Source organism: Gammaproteobacteria bacterium (genome assembly GCA_003696665.1).
Lineage (GTDB): Bacteria > Pseudomonadota > Gammaproteobacteria > Enterobacterales.
Window position 1 is genome coordinate 1 of the sequence record RFGJ01000089.1, and the last position, 25633, is coordinate 25633.

At 52.6% G+C, this 25633-nt stretch carries 28 protein-coding genes; 3 read left to right on the top strand and 25 right to left on the bottom strand.

Annotated features, from left to right (window positions below; translation table 11 throughout):
- The coding region (locus D6694_02945; protein RMH46854.1) for an N-acetylneuraminate synthase at window positions 1–441 on the bottom strand (441 nt) is incomplete at its 3' end.
- A 288-nt stretch (window positions 442–729) separates the two neighbouring features.
- Here D6694_02945 and D6694_02950 point away from each other — a divergent pair.
- The 3 genes from D6694_02950 to D6694_02960 all read left to right on the top strand — a co-directional run bounded on the left by D6694_02950 (window position 730) and on the right by D6694_02960 (window position 3586).
- On the top strand, window positions 730–1137 hold the full coding sequence (locus tag D6694_02950) for a flagellar protein FliS (protein RMH46828.1): 408 nt from the start codon (window positions 730–732) through the stop codon (window positions 1135–1137).
- Window positions 1138–1196: 59 nt separating this feature from the next.
- Window positions 1197–2672 carry a hypothetical protein gene (locus tag D6694_02955; protein ID RMH46829.1) on the top strand — a complete coding sequence of 492 codons (1476 nt, stop codon included), beginning with the start codon at window positions 1197–1199 and terminating at the stop codon, window positions 2670–2672.
- Between the two features lie 92 nt (window positions 2673–2764).
- Window positions 2765–3586, top strand: coding sequence for a sortase (locus tag D6694_02960; GenBank protein RMH46830.1), 822 nt, complete (start codon window positions 2765–2767; stop codon window positions 3584–3586).
- A 166-nt stretch (window positions 3587–3752) separates the two neighbouring features.
- On the opposite strand, the gene flgL is transcribed toward D6694_02960, so the two are convergent.
- The 24 genes from flgL to D6694_03080 all read right to left on the bottom strand — a co-directional run bounded on the left by flgL (window position 3753) and on the right by D6694_03080 (window position 24774).
- On the bottom strand, window positions 3753–4640 hold the full coding sequence (gene flgL / locus D6694_02965; GenBank protein RMH46831.1) for a flagellar hook-associated protein 3: 888 nt from the start codon (window positions 4638–4640) through the stop codon (window positions 3753–3755).
- A gap of 24 nt (window positions 4641–4664) precedes the next feature.
- The gene (flgK, locus tag D6694_02970) at window positions 4665–6056 is read right to left on the bottom strand and encodes a flagellar hook-associated protein FlgK (protein RMH46832.1); all 1392 of its coding nucleotides are present in this window, start codon (window positions 6054–6056) and stop codon (window positions 4665–4667) included.
- A gap of 7 nt (window positions 6057–6063) precedes the next feature.
- Window positions 6064–6600 (bottom strand): hypothetical protein, encoded by a 537-nt coding sequence (locus tag D6694_02975; protein RMH46833.1) that lies wholly within the window; start codon window positions 6598–6600, stop codon window positions 6064–6066.
- A 218-nt stretch (window positions 6601–6818) separates the two neighbouring features.
- Window positions 6819–7109, bottom strand: a complete 291-nt coding sequence (gene flgM / locus D6694_02980) for a flagellar biosynthesis anti-sigma factor FlgM (GenBank protein ID RMH46834.1) — start codon at window positions 7107–7109, stop codon at window positions 6819–6821.
- 195 nt (window positions 7110–7304) lie between these two features.
- Complete coding sequence (locus tag D6694_02985) at window positions 7305–8114, bottom strand: flagellar hook-basal body complex protein (GenBank protein ID RMH46835.1); 810 nt, start codon at window positions 8112–8114, stop codon at window positions 7305–7307.
- Between the two features lie 87 nt (window positions 8115–8201).
- Window positions 8202–8951, bottom strand: coding sequence for a flagellar hook-basal body protein (locus D6694_02990; protein ID RMH46836.1), 750 nt, complete (start codon window positions 8949–8951; stop codon window positions 8202–8204).
- Entirely contained in the window at window positions 8948–9724 is a 777-nt protein-coding gene (locus D6694_02995; protein RMH46837.1) for an anti-sigma factor, read from the bottom strand. The genes D6694_02990 and D6694_02995 overlap by 4 nt, the downstream gene beginning before the upstream one ends.
- Window positions 9725–9847: 123 nt before the next feature.
- Entirely contained in the window at window positions 9848–10414 is a 567-nt protein-coding gene (locus tag D6694_03000) for a hypothetical protein (GenBank protein ID RMH46838.1), read from the bottom strand.
- Window positions 10415–10429: 15 nt separating this feature from the next.
- A complete protein-coding gene (locus tag D6694_03005; protein RMH46839.1) occupies window positions 10430–11452 on the bottom strand; it encodes a FliA/WhiG family RNA polymerase sigma factor in 1023 nt (340 codons plus the stop codon).
- 32 nt (window positions 11453–11484) lie between these two features.
- Window positions 11485–11949 (bottom strand): hypothetical protein, encoded by a 465-nt coding sequence (locus D6694_03010; protein RMH46840.1) that lies wholly within the window; start codon window positions 11947–11949, stop codon window positions 11485–11487.
- A 112-nt stretch (window positions 11950–12061) separates the two neighbouring features.
- Window positions 12062–13381, bottom strand: a complete 1320-nt coding sequence (gene flhF, locus D6694_03015; GenBank protein RMH46841.1) for a flagellar biosynthesis protein FlhF — start codon at window positions 13379–13381, stop codon at window positions 12062–12064.
- A 145-nt stretch (window positions 13382–13526) separates the two neighbouring features.
- Entirely contained in the window at window positions 13527–15671 is a 2145-nt protein-coding gene (flhA, locus tag D6694_03020; GenBank protein RMH46842.1) for a flagellar biosynthesis protein FlhA, read from the bottom strand.
- Window positions 15672–15701: 30 nt separating this feature from the next.
- Window positions 15702–16775 carry a flagellar biosynthesis protein FlhB gene (flhB, locus tag D6694_03025; GenBank protein ID RMH46843.1) on the bottom strand — a complete coding sequence of 358 codons (1074 nt, stop codon included), beginning with the start codon at window positions 16773–16775 and terminating at the stop codon, window positions 15702–15704.
- Window positions 16776–16861: 86 nt separating this feature from the next.
- The gene (locus D6694_03030) at window positions 16862–17635 is read right to left on the bottom strand and encodes a type III secretion protein (GenBank protein ID RMH46844.1); all 774 of its coding nucleotides are present in this window, start codon (window positions 17633–17635) and stop codon (window positions 16862–16864) included.
- A 165-nt stretch (window positions 17636–17800) separates the two neighbouring features.
- Window positions 17801–18070: a flagellar biosynthetic protein FliQ gene (fliQ, locus tag D6694_03035; GenBank protein RMH46845.1), complete on the bottom strand. Its 270-nt coding sequence runs from the start codon at window positions 18068–18070 to the stop codon at window positions 17801–17803.
- A gap of 109 nt (window positions 18071–18179) precedes the next feature.
- Complete coding sequence (fliP, locus tag D6694_03040) at window positions 18180–18833, bottom strand: flagellar biosynthetic protein FliP (GenBank protein RMH46855.1); 654 nt, start codon at window positions 18831–18833, stop codon at window positions 18180–18182.
- A gap of 97 nt (window positions 18834–18930) precedes the next feature.
- Window positions 18931–19719 (bottom strand): hypothetical protein, encoded by a 789-nt coding sequence (locus tag D6694_03045; GenBank protein ID RMH46846.1) that lies wholly within the window; start codon window positions 19717–19719, stop codon window positions 18931–18933.
- A 35-nt stretch (window positions 19720–19754) separates the two neighbouring features.
- Window positions 19755–20231: a flagellar motor switch protein FliN gene (gene fliN, locus D6694_03050; GenBank protein ID RMH46847.1), complete on the bottom strand. Its 477-nt coding sequence runs from the start codon at window positions 20229–20231 to the stop codon at window positions 19755–19757.
- Between the two features lie 6 nt (window positions 20232–20237).
- Complete coding sequence (fliM, locus tag D6694_03055) at window positions 20238–21263, bottom strand: flagellar motor switch protein FliM (GenBank protein ID RMH46848.1); 1026 nt, start codon at window positions 21261–21263, stop codon at window positions 20238–20240.
- Between the two features lie 54 nt (window positions 21264–21317).
- Entirely contained in the window at window positions 21318–21908 is a 591-nt protein-coding gene (locus D6694_03060) for a hypothetical protein (protein ID RMH46849.1), read from the bottom strand.
- A gap of 51 nt (window positions 21909–21959) precedes the next feature.
- Window positions 21960–22745 (bottom strand): hypothetical protein, encoded by a 786-nt coding sequence (locus D6694_03065; GenBank protein ID RMH46850.1) that lies wholly within the window; start codon window positions 22743–22745, stop codon window positions 21960–21962.
- A gap of 19 nt (window positions 22746–22764) precedes the next feature.
- Window positions 22765–23535, bottom strand: coding sequence for a motility protein A (locus tag D6694_03070; GenBank protein RMH46851.1), 771 nt, complete (start codon window positions 23533–23535; stop codon window positions 22765–22767).
- Window positions 23532–23834, bottom strand: a complete 303-nt coding sequence (locus tag D6694_03075; GenBank protein ID RMH46852.1) for a hypothetical protein — start codon at window positions 23832–23834, stop codon at window positions 23532–23534. Before D6694_03075 ends, D6694_03070 begins: the two co-directional genes overlap by 4 nt.
- Window positions 23835–24057: 223 nt before the next feature.
- The gene (locus D6694_03080; protein ID RMH46853.1) at window positions 24058–24774 is read right to left on the bottom strand and encodes a DNA-binding response regulator; all 717 of its coding nucleotides are present in this window, start codon (window positions 24772–24774) and stop codon (window positions 24058–24060) included.
- Between the last annotated feature and the right edge of the window lie 859 nt (window positions 24775–25633).

Here is a 25633-nt window from a genome sequence, read left to right on the forward strand (position 1 = left end):
ACGCGCGATGTGTTCGAGATAGGGCAGGTTTGTGATCTCTCCGGAGGGAATCTTGAAGACCGAAACGCCCAGATGGTCGAGAAAGTCCGCGCATGTTTCATCAAAAGGCGTGGACATGAAGAGGATGCCCCGATCCTGACAATAGGTGAACAGACGTCGATGCGCCTCCTCGTCAAGCTCCAGCCGGCGCAACATCTCTAACTGGGAGCCGGCGCCATTGGTGTTGCGTTGCTGGTACGCGGCCTGGGGTGCGTCCGCCGTCACCAGCCGCTCTGCCCGAAAAGTCTGAAACTTGACCGCGTCCGCGCCGGCCTGCACAGCCGCATCCACCAACGCGTAGGCCAGGTCCAAACGCCCATTGTGGTTGACGCCCGCCTCGGCAATGATGAAGGTCGGCTGCCCTTCCCCCACCAGGCGACCATCAAGTGACAACACGTGCATATTCATAAGACCACGCTTTTTCAAAAGCAAACACAGCCTTGGACTTTTCCATCTCCCAAGTAGATGGGAAGACAAGCGACATGCGGCAGGACAGCACTTCACTTCCTCGTAGACGACTCTGATATCATTGTCTATTCTGACTACCAAGGATGGCATTGTCAGCTAATATCTATTATGTAACCCCTGCGTAAGACCCTCTTACCGATGTCCAGGACCACCTATACGGCCAATATCAGGGGGTGAGCTCCTAGTACCATGATAATGTGAGTGCTGTCTTTTTATCCGTCGATGTACAGGACAGAGTGCCACACATCCAAACTGACAGAGAGTGAAACTATGTATCCTCATCAACATCGAATCAGTCAGCAGTACCGCCAAACCCAAGTCATGACAGCCGATCCGTTGCAGTTGGTGATCATGGCCTACGATTTGGCCATCGTGGGTTGCCAAGAGCGGAATCTACTAAAAGTAACAAGCGCACTGGACGCATTGAAGGATGCCCTTAACCATGAGGAAGGTGGTCAAGTCGCTGCGAATCTTCTAAGTCTGTACTTGTATTTGGCAGATGAGGCGCGCTCGGGGAATTTCGAGCAAGTGGGTGAATTTCTCAGGGAACTCCGCCAAACTTGGGCAACGGCTCGTCAGCAAATCATATTGCAACCCGAAGAGTCGCCCGTGTTGGAGATGGCTGCCTAACCATATGGGCCATCTCCTAACATCATACCGCTACTCTGGGAGATGTGGGGAAAGGAGTAATGATGAACAACATCGACGCCGCATTCAAAGGTGCAGCCGGCCTGACGAGGGACTACTATGAGGCGCTCGTTGCTGCATCGCTTGCCCCACAAAAATTGGCCATTACTCGGGCAAAACAACGCCAAGACGAACTTGAAGTGAAAGCTGCCGTCTATGACGACTTGGAGTCCAAACTTAACTCTCTGAGTAGTGCTGTAGATGCCTTACGGCAAATCTCCGGCGAGGACTCCGTCTTCGATTCCAAAAAGGCTACGAGCAGTGACACTTCATATGTAACAGCAACGGCAACGTCCGACGCGGCCGACGGCTCCTACGAGATTCATGTAGACAATTTAGCAGTTAAGCACCGGGTATGGAGCGATCAACAAGCTTCCGGATTCACGCTCGATCTGGGGGGCACGGGAAATACGGCCCAATTCAAAATCCGCTCCGGCACAGATCCCAACAATGACATTACCGTCACAGTAAACCACGGCGACACGCTGGAGGACATCCGAGACGCCATCAACCAGGCGTTCAGTGACGCTATCGACGCAGGCACAATCACCGAAGACTACGGAGTCACAGCGAGCGTCGTGGACAACCATCTAGTCATCGAATCCGACTCAACTGGGACCGCGTATGCTTTAGCTGCCAGCGATGTCAGCGGTACGGTCCTGGAAGACCTGAACATCGTTGCCGGGGCTGGAGACACGGATGCAGACAGTAATGGCTTTGTTGACAGCAATGAAACAAATGCCGAAGATGCACAGTTTACCGTGAATGGTATCAATGTGACGCGTAGCGCCAATACAGACCTTGATGACGTGATCACAGGGGTCACATTGAACCTGACCGGCGAACACGGCACGTCCAACACCGACGCAATTACTTTGACAGTCGCACCAGATACTGGCGCTGTCACCACGGCGATTAATTCATTTATCAGTTCACTAAATAGTCTCACATCTTGGCTCGACAACAAGACTGGGGTGAAGGAAAATAGCGACGGCACCTATACGCGAGGAGTTCTCTCTGACGACTTCAGCTTGCGTAGTCTACGGCGAACGCTGGTTCAGACAGCCTTTGCCACCTGGGACGATGCCCCGGTAAACGCGACGTATACCCGCCTCGATGAAATAGGTTTGGAACTTGGGGACGGTCTAGTTGCTTCTTTGGCTGATTCAAGTGCTTTAGAAAGTGCGCTATCTAGCAACTACGACGAAGTAGTCAGCCTCTTTGATGGTGTCATGCAGGACGTAGCTACGGTTCTATCGCCGTACACAGAGGGCACCGAGACATTAGTGGACAAACTTCAAGAGGCGGCTGATACAGCGTTGGACGACCAAAACAGCAAGATCGACCGATTGGAATCAGCATTAGAGCGGCGCGAGGAGATTCTTCGAGACCAAATCGCTCGCCAGTTTGCGGCTATTTCCAGCTACAACGACCAGGGACGGTTCATCGTCTCCAGCATGTTCAATACATTTGGCTAAAATGCCTGCCGAACAATGTGAATCCGAATTTCTGACAGGAGAACCAAGGACGGAGATCCAAAGCGTGTGAATGTAAATGAGGACGGAACTCGATGATATACGAAATTCGGTTTAGCCTTACTCGCGCGAGGTGGAGGGTACTATTCCTCCTCATCGCGCTTATTTCTTTCTCTCTTAGCGGCTGTGCAGCCAATGGCGAAAAGAAACCTACGGTCAGAGTACGGATTCGACCCAATCATGTCGCTGCACAAGGTCCGCAGAACCGGTTCGCAGAGAGCCTAGCAACGCCAACCCCTTGGGTCCGCACGGAGAAGCCCGATACGACGGCCTCAAGCAAAGATATCACCGAACGCGTCATCAGTGAGGCGACGGGCCAACCAACACCCGAGCCCACACCGACCCTTCCGCCAATACCACTTGGCCGTCCAGAACGGATTATTATTCCATCTATCGCGGTTGACGCAAAGGTGGTGCCGGTAGGAACCGATGTAGATCGGATTGGAAACCAATGGTTTCAAAAATGGGAAACTGCATCGTACGCAGCTGGTTATCATGAAGGCTCAGCCCTGTTGGGAGAAACAGGCAACACCGTCATCTCGGGTCATAACAACATTGATGGCGCAGTCTTTCGAGACCTATACCAGGTGCAAAGTGGAGACACTGTTCAACTCTATGCCGACGGCTTTCGGTATGACTACGTAGTAGAGGATCAATTCATTGTTCGAGAAGCTGGAACGCCCCTTGAACAACGAATCCAGAACGCGACCTGGATTCAACCTACGCTCGATGAGCGTGTGACCTTGGTGAGTTGCTGGCCGCCGACAGGAAATGACTATCGGGTGATCGTAGTTGCACGTCCTCTTCGTCAGGGTCTTGCAGAACAGCAGGCCCAACACCCCGATCAGACAAACTGACACCCATTCAAGCATAATCGCACGGGACGTCACACTATTGATCTGCCGATGACTCAAAATCATAAACCTCCTGGTGTAGACAACTGTAGTCGCTGACGGTACACCAGGAGGTTTATGATTTTCGGAGACTCAATTCTCAGTGGGTCAAGTTAGTCCAGAAGAATCGTCATCGTAGAAAGTCAAGTAAACTGCGAGGAAGAATACGGGCAGATGTAGCAAGACTCATCTCATAAGCCTGTTGTTCTGCATTCATCTCAGCGATAGTCTCTGCCATGTCAGCGTCGACAAGCTGACTATAAAGGCTTTTCAAGTCGACGGTGCGTTGCTGTAGGCGCTCTAGGGTGCGATCTACTCGCTGCATACGCGCACCGATAGAACTTTGAGCAGCGTGAAGGTCGGCGGTCACATCATCCACATTCTCAAGAAAGTTTTGGATTCCTGTAATATCGTTGCTGATCAAGGCCTCTTGCAACTCCTGGAGACGAGTTAATCCATTTAAGAGACCACCGTGATCCCCTTCTACACCTGTTACATTGACAGCCATAGTTTGACCAGGCTCCACCATGTGTCGGATTGCCTGATTATCACCCTGGTAGACTATGGTATTGCCATCTTTCTCGAATGGCTGCGTGCGCACTTGGTGGCCAGAGAAAAGATAGTATCCACCTTGACTCGTATTCGCCACGGCAAGTGCGTTCTCTAACAGTCCCCCGATCTGAGAGCCAATCGCAACCCTCTCGTCCTGGGAATTCGTGTCATTGATTGCACGCATAGCCAGATTCCGCGCCGTGATCAGCAGATCATTAAAGCTGCTCAGAGCGCTGTCTGTGCCATTCAACCAATCGCGGCTCGTCTGCAAATTGTTTGTCTGGTTTTCCACCGCGCGCAACTCACTGGCAAGCGTCATAGCCCGCTCCACATCGGCAGGATCATCTGAGGAACGAAGCAATCTCCGCCCTGTCGCGACTTGTGTTTGGGCGTCGCCCAGTCGCGTTCGACCCTGCTGGAGCTGATACAGAGTATGTTCTACAACCATCCGATCGGTAATACGCATACGCTGACTACTCCTGTCCGCTGTTTAGCGACCCACGATCCCCATGCGATTGATCACCTGATCTAGCATTTCGTCTACAACATTTATGATACGGGCGCCGGCTTGAAACGCCTTTTCGTAGCTCAACAGATTGGCAACCTCTTCGTCCATCGAAACGCCACTGATCGCTTGACGTCGATCTGTAAGATGATTCATTACGAGTTTACTCGACTCACTACTCGCAGAAACGTGCTGGATACGTAGGCCGAGATCAGTGATGTTGCTACGAAAGAAGCCATTGATGGACACCGTAGGTGGATCTCCGCCCATTGACGGCTGGGTCGCAAGCTGAGCGATCGACAGCGCCACTGAAATATCCCCGACGCTATTGGGTTCACCAGCAGTCGCTATACTGGCAGGAGCATCAAATAGAGCTGGGTTGACCGCTAGTGTCGCGGCATCCTCACCTACCCAGAAGTCCAGTCCAGTTTCACCGTTAAGCCCATATCCCTCTCGGTGCAACTTATTCACATTTTCCGCCAAGCCCATTGCTAGTGTATTTAATTGATCCAAGATTCCTGGGATTGTTTCGTTGCGCATCTCCAACAATGCTTTCAGCTCTCCGGACGTGGTATGAACGGCTGCCCCGTTACCCGTCCATATGGGCTGAGACGATTCATCCAAATCGATCAGGCGTTGCCCACCTTCATCTACGAGTGCATAATTGCCAATGGTAATCCTTGCTAACCCACTTTCATCCACAGCCAGACGGAAATCCGTAATGTCTGATAGCTCAAAAAGCAAATCATCTCGACGCTGCTCCAATGCGATTGCCCCTCCCGGTCCACCAGCACGGGCATTCGCCTGCACGATTTGTGTGTTTAGATCTGCTATTTCCGCAGCGATGTCGTTGATACGGTCTACCCGGGAACGGATCTGGGCACCAAGATTATCTCGCAGCTCAGAGATAAAACCATGTGCTTCGTTAATTGTTGCCGCCAGCTGGTTGCCGGTTTGAAGGAGGGCTATTCTGGTCGATTCCTCCACTGGCCGGACGGTCAGATCCTGCCACGCAGCCCAGTACGCATCCAAGCTTGCACTGATGCCGGTTCCACTCGGTTCAGTGAGCACGGATTCGACATCTCGCAGCAAATTTTCACTCGTGCTTGCATGTTGCTGTATACCCCGCTGTCGACGGAGCTGTTCATCGATGAAAGGGGTGACAAACCGGCTGATTCCCTGAGCATGGACGCCATTACCCATTAACGGCGGATTGATCACGCCCGAAGGACCGCTCAGTTCCCGGAAATTGACACGCTGTCGTTGATATCCAGGTGTGTTGACGTTGGCTATGTTCTGGCTAGTCACATCGATGGCCCGTTGATGGGCCATGAGTGTGCTGATGCCAATTTGAAGTCCTCGAAAGATGCCACTCATATCCGGTTCAAATCCGTTGATCTAATTTACTGGCCGGCAGATCCTCCTTAACTGGTCGGCCGGCGTAATAATGACTGCTCGGATCAATCAGCTGTCGGGTCAATGCAGCTGCCAACTGGATATTCGTCTGCACCATCTGAGCATTTACGCGTTGCACAGCGGCTGCTTTCTGCGCGCTGGCTTGCAAATCTCGCGAACGGGCTGCTAGCCGCTCCGAATCGGCCTCTGGTAGTTTCTCAAGTAATGTGGCAAGATCGTCTGGTGCAGAATCTTCAGATAGGCTGTGTGCGAGTGCATCTACAGCCGCGATACGTTCCTCTTCGAGAAAATAAAGCCGCCGCGCAAGGTGCGCTTGAGTGAGAGAGGATCGCACGAAACCAGGGCCATCCCCTTGGCGCAATGCTTGCTGTTGTTCTTGCGCACAGGCTGCTAACTGAGTGCAAGTCTCTTCCTGGTCCATCAAAATCTTGCACAGTTGCTCCAAGTGGACCTCACGAGCAGCAGGTCGATTGTTCGGCGGAGTCAGTGCTGGCCGAGCCGGCATGGAGCCCTCCTCAAAGCAGTCGAATCAAACGAATCGTACCGGTATACAATGTACAGACAGCCAGGGATAGGTCACGAACAACCTATGCCGCGTCAGATGGCTTCACATACAAAACTGAAGCCTGCGTGTCGGGACCCTGCACGAGTCAATCAGATTCGCTCTGTAGAAGGAGGGTGCTTGCAAGAAGCGAAGCGGCTCTCTGCATCAATGAGAGGCGGTTAGAACAATTCCTTCATGAGAATCGTGGCAAGGTCCTCAACCGGCGGCTGATATTTGCCGTTTTGCACCTGTTCGCGCAGTGCAGCAAGGCGCGCTGCTGACGTACCTTCTGCGTACTTCACTTCCTCAACAACACGCTGTAAAAACTGTGCGTTTTGGGACAATTCCACCGAGTCAGATGTGGCAAGCGATGCACCAGATGTCGAATCCGATCCGTTGCCTTGGGATCGCTCCACATGCCCAGGAAGAAGCGACTGCAGGGGGTGGCTGTGAGAACCTGTGATTTTCATTGAATCCTCCCGCTCCGTATGAGCATCAGTGTTCAGTAGAAACCTTCGTTCGGCTGAGAGGCAGCGCAAACATAGTGCAAGTTGGCAGCTCCGCCGAGGTATCTACGCTCCTTATATGGATATCGGCACAGATGGTTCTCCTGAACAGCCTCTTTCTAGGACAGTCATACGCAGACGCCCTCTCCAGCGTTTCCATCAAGCAGAAGGCATTTCATTGGCTAGCTTGAAAATCTGATCGGCTACACCAAGTGCACGCAAGCTCAATGAATAGGCTTTCTGGGTTCGCAACATTGAGACCATTTCCTGACCAAGATCAACATTGCTGCGCTCCAGAAAGCCATTCAACAGAAGGCCGCGTCCCTCCGTCCCTGGCTGGCCCAGTTGTGCAGGACCACTGGCGAGTGTTGCTTCAAAGCTATTGTGTCCGACGTTGAGCAGGCCGTCAGGATTCGCAAAACTCGCCAATTGGATGACGCCAAGTTCTTGGGGCGGTTCTTCCGGATCGGCCATCAGCCCAAGGACGCGCCCTTCACTATCAATATATGTTTCAACAACATTTTCGGGGATTTCGATTTGTGGGTTCAAGAAAAAGCCCTCACTGTTAACAAGCCGACCTTGGGCGTCACGTTGAAAATCCCCAGCACGCGTGTAGAGAACACGCCCCTCCCGATCAGTGATTTGGAAAAACCCATCGCCGTTGATAGCGAGATTGAATGGCTGATTTGTCCGTTCCAAAGGACCCTGCACGAACCGATGTGTGGTTTGTGTGAGCACCGTGCCCAGCCCCTCCTGGATGGTGTCGCCAGGTTGTGCTTGTTCGAATAAATTCGCATCCTGCCGCGAGAGTGCAACTTCTCGGATGACTGATTGAAACCCCGCTTGACTTGCCTTGAATCCGACGGTGTTGGCATTGGCCACATTATGGCTGATCATATCTATGTGTCGCTGTTGGCTAAAAATCCCACTGCCCGCAACCATCCATAACTGGTTCAGATTCGTCGGCATCGTCTATACTCCTTGATCAAGGCAAAGAATTGCCATAGCGAGCACCTTGTTGCCCATATTCAACGGTCTGCAACAGGCAACGTGAATTTATACCTGCCCCACACTCAAGGCGCCACTGAGAGCTTGGTCTTGAATTTGCAGCGTCTTTCGACTTGCTTCGTAAAGCCGCAAAATCCGCATCATCTCTAGGATCTGGGCATCTTCGTCCACATTGCTGCCCTCTAGGTACCCCTGATGCACAGTCGCGTTCCCCGGCGGACCGGGGGCAGCTTCTTCCGCTCGATATAGATTCCCATTTTCTCGCGCCAGGCCTTCTCCGTTCGGAAAACCGGCGAGCCCTAATTGTCCGACCAAATCATCTCCAACAAGTATGTAGCCTTCTCCAGTCACCGTGACGGGACCTTGAGGCAAGGAAATAGGCTGCAATTGTGCATTCAAGACGAAATAACCATCTCGGGTAACAAGACGTCCTAATCCATCCCGATGAAAAGAACCATCGCGGGTATATCGTTCGCCCTGCGGTGTTTGCACTCGGAAAAACGCATCCCCTTCGATAGCAAGATCCAAGGGTCGATCGGTGACTTTTAGAACGCCTTGAGAGAAGTCAACAATTTCCTCAGGCACAAGCAAACCGTGCTCAAGAGAACCCACGCCACGCACGAAAGCAGCCTTCTCAACGTCATACTCACCTAGCCGCTGCAGTTCATACGCTTGGTGTGTAGTGAGCACTTGCTTGAAGCCAGTCGTCTGCAGGTTTGCAAGATTATGGGCCAAGCGCGTTTGATGGAGTGTCGTAGCTCGAAGGGCAGCACTTGCCGTATAGATACCCCGAATCACAAATCCCTCCCGGCCCGTTTGTTCTTGTGAACCGTGCGCCCATCAACCTTGAGTATTTCGGAATTCGTCCATTTGGCGTTACGAACTAGCCACCCGAACAAGAAACCCCCTCCCAGCAGAACCCCAGAAAAGAGTACGAGTTGTAGCATTCTTGACAGTGGCTTGCCCCCCGTCACCGGCAGGAGGGCCGGGACATTCGCCGTTGTAGGTGGTAACGCTTCTGCGTTTGGCAGACGACCCGCCAGGGCAATCGCGTCGCTGGGCTGAGCATCAACTTGCTCCGGGCTTTCGAGGGTTACCAGCACCCAAGAAAAATTCTCTGAATATGGTAAGTCAGCCACGTGTTGATCGAGGGAAGCAGTACCATCTGTAGAATACTCTAGTGCTCCCACCGGCAAATAGGAGCCATCCACCTTTTGCAGCCAGGCAAAATAGACCTGATCTGGCGGAGGCGCGGGCACGTTTTGAATCATGACCCGCACCTGCTCATCGTTTGCTGCAAGGACCGCGACTCCACGCCCATGTGCAGCCGGCTCCCAAGTGGCCCGAAATGGTAAATGATCTAAAAAGACTTGCACCGGGACGCCATTCGCGAAAGCGGTTTGTGCAAGAAAAAGGGATAACAGCCAGCTCACGATCCAGACCAACCATCGCCGAAGAGGCTGCACTCTTCCGGGCTGCCCCTGGGGGAAGGCCTGATACCTGGCACAGGTCTTATGCATGACTTTGGTCAATCTTTGACTTTGAGATGGGATGATCGGTTGATTATTCATCCGAATACTCCACAGTCGTCGCAAACTTTTATGGCGCTTTTATCATATTGTCCGGAACAGGGGAAGGCCATAATAAGTCGATAGGCGGTTTGTCAATCTTGCGTAACCTTCTTCCAAGACTGCTCAACCTGCCATATTGACTGCCTCGCGGAACTGGAGCAGAAGACGCAGCTCTTCGGTGCCAAGACCAGTTTGTCGGGCGATATCCACAAGAGGCACACCTTGGCCAGCCAAGTCCAGCGCCAAGAAATGAGGATCAAGCTTGTGCTCCTCTACAACGCATTCAATTTCTGCTTCGCTCTCCCTGGGAGACGAATCGGACTCTGCTCCGCCCTCAAGATCCACCAGTTTGTCCTTTTCTAGATGGGGTGCATCAATCGATGCCGCATCTGGTGCAGAGCTTTCTGGCTCTATCTCCTCTGTGATCGAGAGATCGACTCTACCAAGATCGGATCCCTCTGGCCGAGTCGGTGACGCCTCGAGCCTTGACAAGCATTTATCCATCTCTTCATAGAGGTAGCGGCTGGCCATAACGATTTCATCGATCAACTCACCTACCTGGCGTTGCCGGTCCTGCATGACCGCCTCTTGTTCCGCCAGACGCTGCTCCACCTTCTGCACCTGCCAGTAGGCCCATAAGCAAGTAATGGTTGCTGTGATGATGAGGATAAGAAAAGCGATTGAATACATGGTCCCTCCTGTTTTTCACGCTGCCGGATCGTCAGGACGTGAACGAGGATTCAAGCGACGATTATGATTCGCAGCAAACAGCTCTGACCAACGCCGCCGTATATGAACCCGTGCCTGTTGCTGTACGAACTCAGCAACGGATGCTGGACACGAATCGTCTAAGTCATTGACATCGTCAACTCCATCCTCCTCAGGTTCGGCAGAAGACGGCGGTGGAGGCGCCATCATTGCTTTCAAGTTCAATACTGCTCGTGCATGTAATTGACAGACGCGAGTCTGGCTAATGTCCATGACTGTCGCCACTTCCCGCATGGTTAGCCCTTCGAAATAATACAAGGACAGCAAGATCTGTTCTCGCTCAGAAAGGGACCGGATCGCCTGCACGAGGCGCTCGCGCAATTCCTCTTCTTCCACTCGATCCATTGCTTCGGAAGCTTGAGGATCCTCTATCACATCTGCCAGGTGCAGGGGTTGACTGTCGGCGCCGCTTTCCCGGACAGGCTGGTCAAGACTAACGATCGCGAAGCTCGCATCCTGAAGGACCTGCTGATATTGCTCAAGTGTCAGCCCGATCGCCTCAGCCACTTCGTGATCCTCGGGCACTCGCCCAAGCTCAACAGTCAACCGTTGAATCGCTTCCTTCGCTGCACGCACTCTTCGAGGCGCCAGCCGCCCCAGGGGATCGATCTGGCGCAGAGCATCCAAGACAGCGCCGCGTATACGCAAATTCGCAAACGTCTCGAAGGTGATGCCCCGGTCTGGCTCAAACCGTTCCACCGCATCCATCAAGCCCAACACACCATAATTTAGCAAGTCCTCCCATTCGATTGGGCCGTCCGGACGCAAACCCATGCGACCTACAACCTTCTTTACCAATGGCGCATAGTGCAAGATCAACTTTTCCCTGAATTCAGGACGTCTTGTCGCTGTATATTCTTGCCACAACTCTGCGATTTGTTCAGAGCTGTCTGATGACGGCTGTGTCATATCCACTCTTGCACCTCGGCATAGAAACGACGGAGCGAATCCCCGCCGCATTGTACAGAGTTGTACTCACCCGAACCCAGCAGTCAGGTGTTCGCGCCCGCAACCATCCTTCGCAAGCTGGAAGCCTGATCATCATGTGACGGCTCCGGATAGTGGCCGGGAACGGCTGAGCTGCTCTCTGCTTCATCCAGGGTGGATGCATCCTCTAATGGCTCTGTATCTGGAACAGATGGCTCGGGATAAACTGTTTCACGCTGTGACTTCGAGCGCCGGGATTGGGCTTGCTTCTCAAGCGCTTCCGCCTGGGCCGCCCGTTGTGCTTCCACAAGGCGTTCATAACGGCGGACATGGAGGGGAATCACAACGAATGTGAGAAACGCCACACTCAGCATCGCCGAACCAAGTAACGCGATAAAGAAACGCAAAAGGGCATCTAGAACGCCACCTCCATTGAGAAGGGTAAGCAACCCAATCAACAGGCTGAAAGCTAGAATCGCATAGTACACATAATTCCATGTAGCCGGCCCAAAAGGCGGGGGAGGAGGCACCTGGAATCTTTCGTCCTGCTCGCTCGATGGGGACGGAGCCCCGTTCCCGATAGGCATTCCTCTCTGCGAAACACTCATTCTTCAACCTCGCTTCACATTTGTCCAGCAATCCCTAGGCAGCAGCAAACAGATGTGCGGTTTGCATAGGCCGGGCCGCCATGGTTGAAGCCAACGGCGAGGCGGTTCGACCGCCCAATGAGGCGCTCAGTCGCTTTTGCGCTCGTTGAACGAGCCAGTTTCCCAGTTCTTCATTGCTGGCAACCCGAATGTCCTCAGGAACTCGTTGTCCTGTCGTCACGTAGGACAAGGGCAGTTGGCGATCTGCAAGGAGGGCGCAGGCAGACCCAAACGTAGTCGTTTCATCTACTTTCGTCAGAACCAGGCCACGAAGAGGAGCGACTGAGAAGCGTTCAACAATACGCCGAGCGTCGGGAAGTGGAGTGCCGGCGGCCAAAGCAATCTGAACATGTGGTTCATCCAGAGCAGCAATAAACGAGCGTAGCACCTCCAACTGCTCGGTGTCGGTTGGACTGCGGCCTGGAGTATCGATCATGATAATCGCCTTATCTTGATGTTTCGCGACATGGGCGGCCAAGTCTTCTGGTGTGTATGCAACATCAAGCGGGGCGCGAATAAGATCGCTGTATGTCCGTAATTGCCCAACTGCCCCAATTCGGAAGGTGTCAGCGGTGACGAGTGCAAGAGGCAACTGACGCTGTACGCTGAATTGGGCAGCTAGCTTCGCAATCGTCGTTGTCTTCCCTACGCCAGTCGGTCCGACAAGAACAAAGACCAGCGGCGCTCCGGGTTTGCCAGGGCGCAAGGGACCATGCACAGGAGGCAGTTGACCCGTCAAGCGCTGGGCAATAGCGGCAGCGACCATCTCCTGGCGTGCGAGCGCCTGGGGCGTCAGCACCTCATCCAGATCCGCCAGCAGTTCATCAACCACAGTGGCGGGCAGAAGGCAATCCACAAGCGCTTCACGCCAGCCCAGCAAAGCTTCCGGGAGGCCGACAGAACCCTGCATCTGTCGTTGTAACAGTTTACGAATGTACGCGACTTCCCGACGAAGCGTTTCATAGTCTTCTTTCAGAGATCCGATTGCACCAGAGGAATCGGCTGATACACGATCTGAACTGTCGACAGAGGGTCGAGCTCCGCCCGGAGAGGACCATCCTGATGCTCCGCCTGTGAAGTAAGGTCGAACGTTTGCGACATCCGCCGGAATGGGCGCGACTGCTCGACGCAAAGAGTTCGGGGGTGGAGGCTCTGAGGCCACAGTGATCTCCACCATCGTTTTTGAACGTCGTCCTCTTTCATCTGGAAGACGAACTTCACGCTGGTGCAGAAGAACTGCGTCCTGACCCATCTCTTCTTGGGCGTGAGAAAATGCTTCCTGTAGCGTGTCTGCTCGGTAAGTTCGCACGTTCATCGCTAGCCTCGCTCCTAACTCGGGATATCAGTCTGTCCCCTTCATTGTCCTGGCATCCAAACAGGATCAACATTCTTAGCGTGTGGTTTTTGTGTAACCGTTCCGTTGGTCGTGTACAGCGAGAAGATAGATCTCGTCAGATATTTTATGCCAACACACTTCCCTCCAGCTCAACCATGCCTTCCGCCCGGACCTCAAGCTCTGGGGGAAGTTCACTAAATGCAAGGACAGCGAGGGTGGGCAAAGTGCGATGGACGAATCGACGCATGGGAAGACGGATACGTTGACTGGTCAGCAAAACGGGTTCATGGCTCTGGGAAGCCATATGTTCCATTTGCTGGGCGATTTGCGTCAGCAATCTCTGCGCAACGTCAGGAGCAAGGTTGACCATCCACCCTTGAGACGTTTGCTGTAGGTGGTTGGCCACCATCTGTTCCACAGTTGGCGAAAGTGTAAAGACATGGAGTGCACCGTCAAAGCTCCGATATTGATTGGCGATGCTCCGCCCCATATATGTACGCGCCTGCTCGGCCAGCAAATCTGGATCGCTGATCTCTTGAGCATGATCGGCGATTGCCTCCAGAATAACCACCAAGTCACGAATGGACACACGTTCCTGGAGCAAAGCCTGCAAAACCCGCTGCACCGTTCCCAAGCCGGGCCGATTCTGCACCTCATTCACGATAGCGGGATAGTCCTGCTGTAGATTGTCCAGCAACTCTTGCACTTCCTGGCGTCCCAGCAGGGATGCAGCGTGCTGACGGATAATTTCAGTCAGGTGAGTAATGATGATGCTTGGCGGTTCGACCACCGTATATCCATTCACCTCCGCGTCGGTTTGTTGCTCTGGCCGGATCCACAGGGCCGGCAAGCCGAAGACAGGCTCAGTCGTTGAAAGTCCCTCGATTTCACGGCTGACGTTGGGGCCAGGCATTGCGAGCAGCGACTTGATCTGAAGTTGCCCGCTGCTGATTTCCTCCCCACGCAACTTAATTACGTACTGTTGAGGCGCCAGACGCAGGTTGTCCCGAATACGAATTTTGGGTACGACGAACCCAAGTTCAGCCGCGATTTGGCGTCGGATATAGCCAACTCTCTCCAACAGGTCGCCGCCTTGCTTTGGATCGATCAACGGGATCAAACCATACCCGATTTCCAACTCCAGAACGTCCACTCGCAGCAGAGAAAGAACATCACCTTCTTCGCTTCCTTCTTTCGTTCCAGGGAGAGCCTTTCCACCATCTGCTGTGGGTCCCTCAAGCAGCCGATTCTCTTCAATGTCCTCTGTGGATCTGCGGGTGCGCCCGAGAAGGTAGCTTGCCCCCCCGACTACTCCCGAAAGAGCTAAGAACGGCAACATTGGCAGACCTGGGACAATCGCAAACGCGGCAAGAATTGCAGACACAATGGCAAGGGCGCGGGGACTCGAAGACATTTGTTGCATGACGTCAGCGCCCATGTGATTGACGGACCGTGCACGCGTGACGATGATGCCCGTGGCAGTGCTCACAATTAGCGACGGAATCTGGCTCACCAGACCGTCACCAACCGTCAAGAGCGTGTACGTTTGTGCAGCTTCGCCCGCCGACATCTTGAGTTGCAACATTCCAATCACCAATCCGCCAATGATGTTAATAATGGTGATGATGATGCCGGCGATCGCATCGCCCTTTACAAATTTACTTGCGCCGTCCATTGCGCCGTAGAAGTCTGCCTCCTGGGAAATCTTTTCACGACGTTCTTTGGCAATTTCCTCAGTGATGATGCCCGCGCTGAGGTCGGCGTCGATAGCCATCTGCTTTCCGGGCATAGCATCCAACGTAAAACGTGCTGCAACCTCGGCGACGCGTCCCGCCCCATTCGTGATCACAGCGAACTGAATCACCATCAAAAGCAGAAAAACGACAAGACCAACAACATAATTGCCGCCGACTACGAAGTCGCCGAACGCCTCAATCACGCGACCGGCCTGGCCGTTTAGTAGAATCAGCCGAGTGCTACTGATATTCAGGGAGAGTCGGAAAAGGGTAACGATCAACAGGAGAGATGGAAAAATGCTGAACTCAAGCGGCTCCTCCACGTACATTGCGATCAGCAAAATCGTAATGGAAATGCTGATATTCAAAGTTAAGAGCAGATCCAGCATGAGCGGCGGCATCGGAATGATCATCATGGCCACGATGAGAACCACTGCCACAGCCCAAATAATGTCTGAATGCTGTGAAATGCGCCCAAGAAAACGCGTTAGGTTTGCCGTCGGTGTGGGAACGCTCGGGTTTGCTGTAGTCATTACTCTCTCCACCCTGTCTCAATCGCTCAACTACCCGGCCGCCTGATTTGCAGGCGACTGAAGACGATACACAAAGGCCAGGACCTCGGCGACAGCCTGGAAAAATTCTGGTGGTATAAATGAATTGAGTGGCAGCTTCACCAATGCGCGGGCTAATGGACGGTTTGGCACCACAGGAACCCCATGGCGCCGAGCAACGCTGATGATTTTCAAGGCAACGTCGTCCTGCCCTTTCGCAACAATCTGAGGCGCGTGCATGGATGTTCCGTCGTACTTGATGGCGACGGCATAGTGGGTCGGATTCACGATCACAGCGTCAGCCGTAGGCACCTGCGCCATCATGCGCCGCTGAGCCATCTCGCGCTGAATACGCCGGATACGGGTCTTAACCTCTGGCGAACCTTCCTGCTGCCGAGTTTCATCTTTCACTTCTTGCTTGGTCATCATGAGACTTTGACGGTGCTGCCGGTATTGCCAAAGGTAGTCAAAAATCCCTATCAAAAGGAGCACACCCGCCGCCTGCAAAGACATGACGAAGATAATGCTTGTAAGCATTTGAACGCCGGGAAGCAAGCCCTGCTGCGCCGCCATGATCAACCCAGCGACTTTGCCCTTCACGGTCAGATAGACGATTACTGCAATGAGAGATTGTTTGGCGATGCCCTTGGCTGTCTCAACGAGAAGCTGTTTGCCGAAAATTTGGCGTACACGGTTCAGAGGGTTCAACCGGTCCCATTTTGGAATGAGGAGACGCGGTTGTACGAGCCCGCGAGTTTGAACCACATTCACGCCCACGCCAATCACAAGCAAAGACAAAATCCAAGGGATCATCGCCAGGCCGACTTCAAGTGCAGCCTGGTTGGCCAATTGGCGCAGAAAGACGAAGGTGAAGGAGTCGCCATGGATTCTCGCAACCGTTGTGTAGCTTCTTTGCATGACGTGTGCGACACTGTTTGCGAGACGGGGACCGGTCACAGTGAACATATATACGCCGGCAAAGAGAACCAGCATGCCGCCAAGTTCCTGGCTCTTGGCAACACGCCCTTCCTCTCGAAATTTCCGCAACCGTCGTGCTGTCGGTTGTTCCGTCTTCTCACCGGCCATAGAAGATCACCGTTTTTCAAAGGGCTTGCTTGCCACAACCCATGTTGGATACCGGCCTTGAACGCGCTACAGTCCAATTTGAAGTTCTATTTGAACAATAGCAGCATCTGTTGTCCTGCGCGATCCACCTCTTGAGCGATCTGGGGCCAAAAGTACGGTAGGGAGAGCAGTACTGTGATCAGCCCCATCAAGACTTTGAGCGGCAGACTCTGAGCAAAAACGTTCATACGAGGCATCGCTTTACTGATCAATACCAAAGCCAGATCAGATAACAGGATCATCCCAATAACCGGTAAAGCGATCTGCACCGAAACAAACCAAAGACGATCGGTAAAAACCAATATCCGTCCTACCAAGACATCACCGGACACAGTCATCACGTCCGACAATAACCGTCCTGGCGGCATGAGCTCTACGAGTTGCTTCAATCCCAGCAGCACGACATGATCGGCCCGCACGACAAGAAATATCAGCAAGGCAAACTGAAGAAAGAACTGTCCCATAGGGGGGGATGTCTCAGGGAACAGGGGACTTATCGATGTTGAATAGCTCATCCCCATCGAGCTGGCAATAAGACGGCCTGTGAGCCCAATGGTCCAGATCGGCAACATTGCGGTAAATCCAAGCAGCAAGCCGATCAAGATTTCTTGCGCCACGAGCGTAAAAAAGGCCAGATCGCTCTTCGGCAACGCAACAGGAGGCGCCAACGGAGCCAATAAGAAAGCGATCAAGGCGGCCAAGCCAATCTTCGCCTGGCCAGGTATGGTGCGTTGGTTAAACAACGGCGCAGTCATAAAGAAGGAGAGGCAACGCACCAGCAACAAGAAAAACACATACGGGTACATAACTGAGATGCTCATGTCCCCAGTGTACGGACGTGACCAGACCAGTTGGGTAAGATGTTCGTAACACAGACGTAATTGCAAGAAGAGAAGAAGCGCTCAGTTTTCTCCGCCTTCTCGTGAAGGCGTATCAAACAGCCACCCTTCACAATACGGCGCTGTTCATGCCGGTGATTAAGGTGATCATACAGTGAGTCTGGGGAGGAGATTGAAGAGGTGCACTGTGAAGGACAACAATTTCTGAAACATCCAGGAGCCTAGCAGAGACGTAATCAGGATCACGCCTAAGATCTTAGGAACAAAAGTCAGAGTTACTTCTTGTATTTGCGTGATCGCCTGAATCAGGCTAACAACGAGGCCAATAATCAAACTCACGCCGAGGAGAGGAAGGCTCAGCATTAGCATGGTGGTCAGGGCGCCCCGTCCCATATCGAACAACATAGCTTCTGTCATGGCTTATCTCCACATGTCTTCGTCGCGCCCATTCATACAGCAGCGATAGCTACTTAGCAAGGAACCGCTCACCAGCGAGCAGATGCCAAAACCCGCCGAACAATCGTCTTCAGGTCATAAAGCTAACGACAAGATTCTGGACGAGTAGATGCCAGCCATCGACCATCACTATGAGGAGGAGTTTGAAGGGCAAGCTAATAATCGTTGGGGGCAGCATCATCATGCCCATACTCATTAGTGCGCTCGAGACCACAATATCGATCACAAGAAAGGGGATGTAGATGACAAACACCATCTGGAACGCTATCTTCAATTCGCTAAGCACAAACGCCGGCACAAGAACATAGGTGGGTATATCTTCCCGCGTACGCGGGCGACCGGAGCCCGAAAGGTAAACAAATAAAGCGAGATCGTTCTCGCCCACCTGCTTAAACATAAACTCCCGCAATGGTCGCACACCGACTGACACAGCTTCCTCCAACTGCATCTGGCCGTCCATGTAGGGCTGTAGTGCGGTTTCGTTAATGGTGGAAAACGTGGGAGCCATCACGTAGAAACTCAATATCAACGCCAGACCGATAATGACTTGATTCGGTGGCAACATCGGCACACCTATCGCCGTCCGCAAACTGGCCAAGACGATGACGATACGGACAAACCCAGTCATGAGTATGACGAGAGCTGGCAGAAAGGCCAATCCTGTCAGCAAGAGCATCATCTGGATGCTATTACTCAAAGAACCGGCATCGTTTGGCACGCTAATTGTAATGGCCGCGCTGTTAGCGCCCCCTGTCGCAGGAGCCTCACTAGCGCATCCCGCCAATAGCAAGCCAACAACAAGAAACAGAGGGAGCATCCGCTTAGTCATTGCCGCCCTCTCCTCTACCCAAACTACGTAATGACCGCAAATCTTGCAGACGATCTCCGAGATTCAGTCGTAGCTGACTTGGCACATCGAAGGGCTGAGTGGAATTGGCCGAACCTGGGTTTTGCTTCGCTTTACGGAGGTGCGTCCCAAATGATTCAGGCAACTCATCGGGATCGAGCCTTGCAAGTAGCGCAACATGGTGGTCAGTAGCTCCAATCAGAAGCAGCTCCTCACCCATGCGCACAAGGTGAATTTTTTGATTTGGCCCGATTGCGTAGCTCTCTTGTAAAGAAAACAGCCCACTTCCGGTTCCCAAGTTCCCGGAAAAACGAATGCTGTACCGCTTCATGAAGGCTACACCGCCGTAGATGAGGCCCACAACAGTTAACAAGAAAAATAGAGCTACGCCAGTCCAGTTGCCGATGTTGTTCGATCCAGTGTTTGATGGAGACGAAGTCTGTTCCTTCTCGTTTTGCGCGAGGCGGTCGTATGCCGACAGAAAGGCATCCCCGAGAGGTTCCTCATTCGAGAGAGGCTGTGCCGTTACTTGCGGAGGGGGCTGCTCATCCGCAGATTGACTCAAGTGCACCCGGAACAACGTTTCAGAGCCCGGCTGTTCCAGTTCAGCGGCGCGTGCTCTCAGCGACCAATGACTCAGAGCAGGTGTATATACTCCGACAAAGAGCACCACAACAAGCAGAAGCCGACGCATCCCTGCTTTGATGGTGGCTCTGCCGTGGCGCTTTTGTATTGACCGCGGTGTGTCTCGAAACGTCTTCATCTTGTAACGCCTATCCAGGGAGAAGCCGCCGATCGCTATATCATGCTTTCAACGCGTTGTGCTGGCGGAATAATATCTGTGACGCGTACACCGAACATATCACCGATCACAACAACTTCACCTTTGGCGATGGGTTTACCATTGATCAGAACATCGACGGGTTCACCTGCCACACGATTGAGTTCCACAACAGTACCAGGCCCTAAGCCTAACACGTCACGAATGCTCATCTTTGCGCGTCCCAATTCAACGGTCACCTGTAGGCCAATGTCCAGGAGCATATCGAGATTGGCCTTTTCCGTACGTCCATTTTGGCTTGGCTTCAGGGCAGCGAAACTTGCCGGGTTGACCGTCACATCCGGAATTTCAGCATCATCGTCCTCCACCACGTCTGGGAACTCCGGCTCCCCGCCAGGTGTCCCCCCGCTCGGGGAAAGTTCCTCCTCAGCTTCCGGCTCGTGAGCATTCAGTTCGTCGTTTTCGAGTGGCTCAACAGGGGTGTTCTCGCTCATGGGAAACTATTCCTCGTCTTGTTCGAATACTTTCGTAATTTCCACAGCCATTTTGCCCCGGTGCATGCCCAAGTGTCCCTTCATCTTCTCCTGATCCTGGATGGTCAAAATGACTTCTTCGCTAATGTGTCGCTGGAGTGGAATCACATCTCCCACCTGTAGCGCCATTAAGTCCGAAAGCATGATCTCTCCACCTCGGAGGACAGCCGTCACCTCAAGTTGTAAGCTATCCAGATGGCGTCGCACATGTCTCCTCACCAGCGTCCAATCTTCCTCATCGTTTTGTTGACCTGTCCCTGCAATCCAAGCCTGGGGGCTGAGCTTAGGGGTGATTGGCTTAAGAACAGAAGCCGGTATGCAGAAGTTCAACGCAGCGCCTTGACCATTGACCTTCATTTCGAAGGAAATCCAGGCACAGGTGTCTGAGGGCAAAGCCACCTGCACAAAGTACGGATTGGTCATCATTTCTTCAAGCTTGCACGAAAGCTCAATGGTCCCGCGCCATGAATCCTGAATTGCATCCATTACATCGTTGCTGACAGAGGTGAGCAGATCCATCTCAAGATCCGTCAACTCCCGCTCCACGTTTTTTGTGGGCATACCGGCGCCGCCCAACAATCGGTCGACCAGCATGTCGGCCAGCCGGTTATCATACTGGAGCAAGAACCGACCTGGCAGAGGTTTCATGCTGATCAGGTGCATGGCGCTTGGTGCAGCGGAAAGCTGTGGAACAAAGGATGCGTAAGGCCCTGTTTCAATGTAGGCGAGGTTGACATCTATCGAGGTCCTCAATTTCGTGGAGAGCTGCAGGGCCAATCGTCGGGCAAGATTTTCATGAATCATCCGTAGGGTGCGCAAGTGTTCCTTGCTGAACCGATCCGGCTGATGAAAATCGTAGCGACGAACAACCTCAGTCCCAGGATCGAAAGCCTGAAGAGCCGCTTCATTGTCTGGCAGCTCTTCGCCCTCCGCCAACATATTTAAAAGAGAATCAACCTCGTCTTGGCTGAGCAATCCACTCGTATCAGGCACGCTTTCGTTCCCCCAAACCCGAACGTAAAAGGGCTAAGATACGCTTGACAGGATCTACTGAATGACAAAATCAGTGATCAGAACATTTTCAACATGACGATTCCGCAACGCCCGATTGAGCTCTTCTTTGAGTTCTTGCCGCAACTGGGCTTTCCCCTCTACGGTAAAAATCTCATCAAACGTCTTGCTGGTAAGCACATTGGTGATCACATCATCGATCAGAGGACGTTGCCGGTCTATCTCCGCCCGAATACGATCTTGTTCTGCTGTAAGTTTTTCTCCCTCGAGCGAATAGTACTCTGCATTGTCAGGCAGGAATTCAAGAACGACCTGAATACGCAGATAGCGATAACCACCCGGATCGGCCAAATTCACAATTCGCTGCCCGGTGTCATAGAAAATGCCCCGAATAAAGGTGAAGGATTCGGGCACTTGAAAGTAACCTGGCGCTTGGACATCTTGAGCCGGCTGCTGTTGTGACGCGGCCGGTGGACCGCTGTCCGCTACAACTTCCTCTCCTGTGCTGAGCTGAATCGAAAAAGGCAGCAAACCGCTCAGCAGCAGGCCGATTCCCAAAGCGACAGTGACGATGACTGCCGCTAGGGGCACAAGAATCTTCTTCAGAATTCCAACTACAGCGCTCATTGATGATGTCCCTTCCTCGCCAATTGCCAGAAAATGCCAACCCTATGCGTTTTATTGGCTTACAGCCCGCGACAACTGCAAATCGATTACCGGCGGCTCCTCCTCAGGGGGATATAAGATCAGAATGTCGGCTCGCCGGTTTAAACGTCGGTGCTCGGGCGTGTCATTGGGATATAGAGGATGATATTCTCCCAATCCAACTGCCGCCATGCGCTCTGGGGCGACCTCCCCCTCTTCGGCCAGATAACGAACCACCGTCACGGCCCGCGCCGCAGAGAGCTCCCAATTCGAACTGAATAGCGGGCTACTCGTCGGCGTGTTATCTGTATGCGCCTCAACACGAATGTCGTTAGGAATTTCATTCAGCAGACGCGCGATGGCAAGCAAGGTATCCCGCCCACTTTCCCCCAGCTCGGTGCTCCCTGATGGAAACAACAACGCGCTGGATAGGCTGATATAGATGCCTTCCTCCCCAATGTTGACTGCGATTTCTTTTCCAAGGTTGTTCCGTAGAGCATGTTCATTCAGAGCGGTGCTCACCTTAACGTAATCTCGCTCTCGGGTAGGCAACGCCCCAAGATTCACCACATTAACGCCAGGCTCCTCCATACCCGCGGCATCGAAACCGTCACCGAGGCCCAAACCGCTGGAAAACACGGATATACCGTTAAATGCAGCACGAAGACTACTTGAGAGCAAGCGGAAGCGCTCCAAATCCGCCTGACCAAAAGCGAACAGCAGGATGAAAAATACAAGCAGCAGCGACATCAAGTCGGAAAACGTCTCAAGATATCGCTTTGAGTCATCAACCTCTCGAATGACCTTCTTCTTGGCCATGAACTACTCCCGTCCTAGGTTACTCCTGACTTTCCCAGTTTCGGGCGCCCACTGGCAGGAATGCTTCCAACTTTTGACGGACAATCTGAGGATTATCGCCTGCTTGCACCGCGAGCATTCCTTCTAATGCCAGCTCTCGTTCAGACACCTCAAGCTTGCTCATTTGTTTCAGGCGCCCACCAATAGGCAAGAAGATGAAGTTGGCAAAGAGAGCACCATAGAGGGTGGTAATGAAGGCAATCGCAACCTTGGAACCGATCTCGTCTGGCGTGGTCAAGTTGGCCAAGGTGAAGATGATGCCGATAACAGTACCTAGCATCCCCATCGTTGGTGCATAGCCACCCATGGTCTCAAGCACGCCATAACGACGAGCGTGTCGACTCTCCATCTGCTCGATGTCCATTTCGAGCATTTGCCGAATCAACGCAGGATCTGTCCCATCCACCAACAGTTGCATGCCTTTTTGAATAAAGGGATTGTCAATGCGAGAAATTCGTTCTTCTAGGCTAAGAAGCCCATCCTTGCGCGCTTGTTCGGCCAACTCAACAAACAGGGCAATCGTGTCTTGGTACTTCGCATCCGCATTCCCGAATGCGCGCCCCATGAGCTTCAAGGCTGTGATAACATCCTCTGCTGGCAGAGTCATCATCGTAATGCCGACTGTGCCACCCAAAACGAGGACAAAGGAGGAAAGATCCCACAGAGCAGCAGGACTGCTACCCGCGGCGATAATCACAAACACGATACCGCCAAGCGCAACAAGCATTCCGCCTAGAGCTAAAGGATTCATCCTTCTCCTCCGCCTTCGCCATCTACATTTTGCTCCGGAACACGTGCAGATTGTTTCAGATCAGATCGTCGAATAGCCGCTTCACGGGTCGCATCCTCAGGCAACAACGAGATTGCACATTGGAAAATCTGTCGCCTGTAAGCGATGATCCGCTCCACAAGTTCACTGCGCGATTCAAGCACAATGAAACTGTCTCCATTGACCAATCGAATGAACGTGTCTGGGTTCGATTCAATCGATTCAATAAGATCAGCATTCAACGTAAATTCACGGCCATCAAGTCGTGTGACAGAGATCATGAGACATTAACCGATTGAACTACCCAATTTCAATTCTGACTCCTTAGACGTGTTTTGTTCACAATTCAGTCGACCAGATCATACCTTCCAGTAATCATTGTGTTCATTCTATCCAGGTATGTTCGCTGTAACACCTCCGTAATCGGCGCCACCACCATCCATTCAGAACAACAAACAGCCGGCTCCGTGCGGAACCGGCTGCCAGACAGGAAGCACTACAGACTCATTTTTCCAACGAGTCAGCGCCTCCAACCAAACGATAACCATGCCGGTAAACAGTCTGCAAATAGCTCGGCTGGCTAGGATCTTGCTCAATCTTATGACGCAACTTCATAATCTGCATCCGAACAATCGCCGGATCGCCGGTGCCGGGATAGTAGTTCCAAACATCCCGAAGGAGTTCTTCCGAGCTAAAAATCTTTCCCGGATGGCTCATCATATAGTTAAGCAGATTGAACTCGCTTGGCGTCAGTTGAATGGCTCGATTCTTGACGTACACCATGCAAGAAGTTCGATCGAGGGTGAGAGAGCCGACCGAGATGCGATCTTGCTGGATTTCAGCATGAGGCACACGACGCATCAAAGCCTTAAGCCGAAGGTGCATCTCGGTCAGATTCATAGGCTTAACCACGATATCATCAGCCCCAGCCTTGTAAGCAGCGACGCGCGACTCCGACGTTCCATCCTCCATCAATAGAACCAGAAGCGAAGGAACCTGGAGATTATAACGCAAGTACTCACACAGGCTCAGACCATCCAAATCCTCAGCCTTGTCAGAGATAAAGACAATATCTGGCACCGTTTCTTGCGCCAGCTTGACACCTTGCAAACCGCTTTCTGTGCGACTGACGTAGTGGGACTCCCCAATCACCGCAGTCTGGATAATTTGAAAATCCTTTTCATCACTGGAAATCACAAGAAGTCGAGCCATGGTCACCATCTCCTATGAACATATCGCGTCACACGAGAGCGAAACGGAACTGTGGGGAAGGATTCCGTCAATGAATGTGAGTAAAGGTTTTCAGATCTCTCTGAATTTCTAGATATGAGAATAACAAATCAATTACGTGACGATTATGGTACGTAGGTCATGTTCAAACAGAGTACCTTAGGACCATGACTATGCAAGTCACAGGCAACCTGAACAAGAAAAGCCCCCAGCCGTGTTGGCTGGGGGCCGACGGTCTGAACCCGAACCCCTTTTCAATTTTCAGACGCGTATCTATGGAGTCGCAATCAACTGACGCAGCGTTTGAGCGATGTATATGCCGTTAGATATTTGAATGATCTACTCCTGCTCAGACCGTCGTTCGGGGGATCAGAAGGAACACACAGACACCACTGAATCACTAGGCTCTCAAACGGATGTTGGCAGTCGCGGCTAAGGTAAGGAAGCAGTTACCCTGACTCCGGTCCCACCAACACGATGGCTATTGACTGAAGATTTACCTTTGCGTCACTTCCAGTCCGCCGATTGACCGCCTCTAGCGCATCAACCCGCTGCCATCGTCGGATGCTTCCAGCAACCAAGTAACCGTCCATCACGCGTCACCGAGTTGCTAATTCCGAATCCGCATTTCGTGTCCATAATATAACAAGCAATTTTGCCCGAAACTATAGGATAAAAGTAGCACGTTTTACCAGCAATCCCATTATTGTTTTTCCTGCAGCATAGTAAGGATGCCGCCTATCCCTCTAATGCCTTGCGCAGCTCCTCACCGTGCTGCATCCACCATTGGTAGAGGATGCTCACGTCCGTGCCGATGCAGAAGTGGCGCACACCCATGTCCAGGTAACGT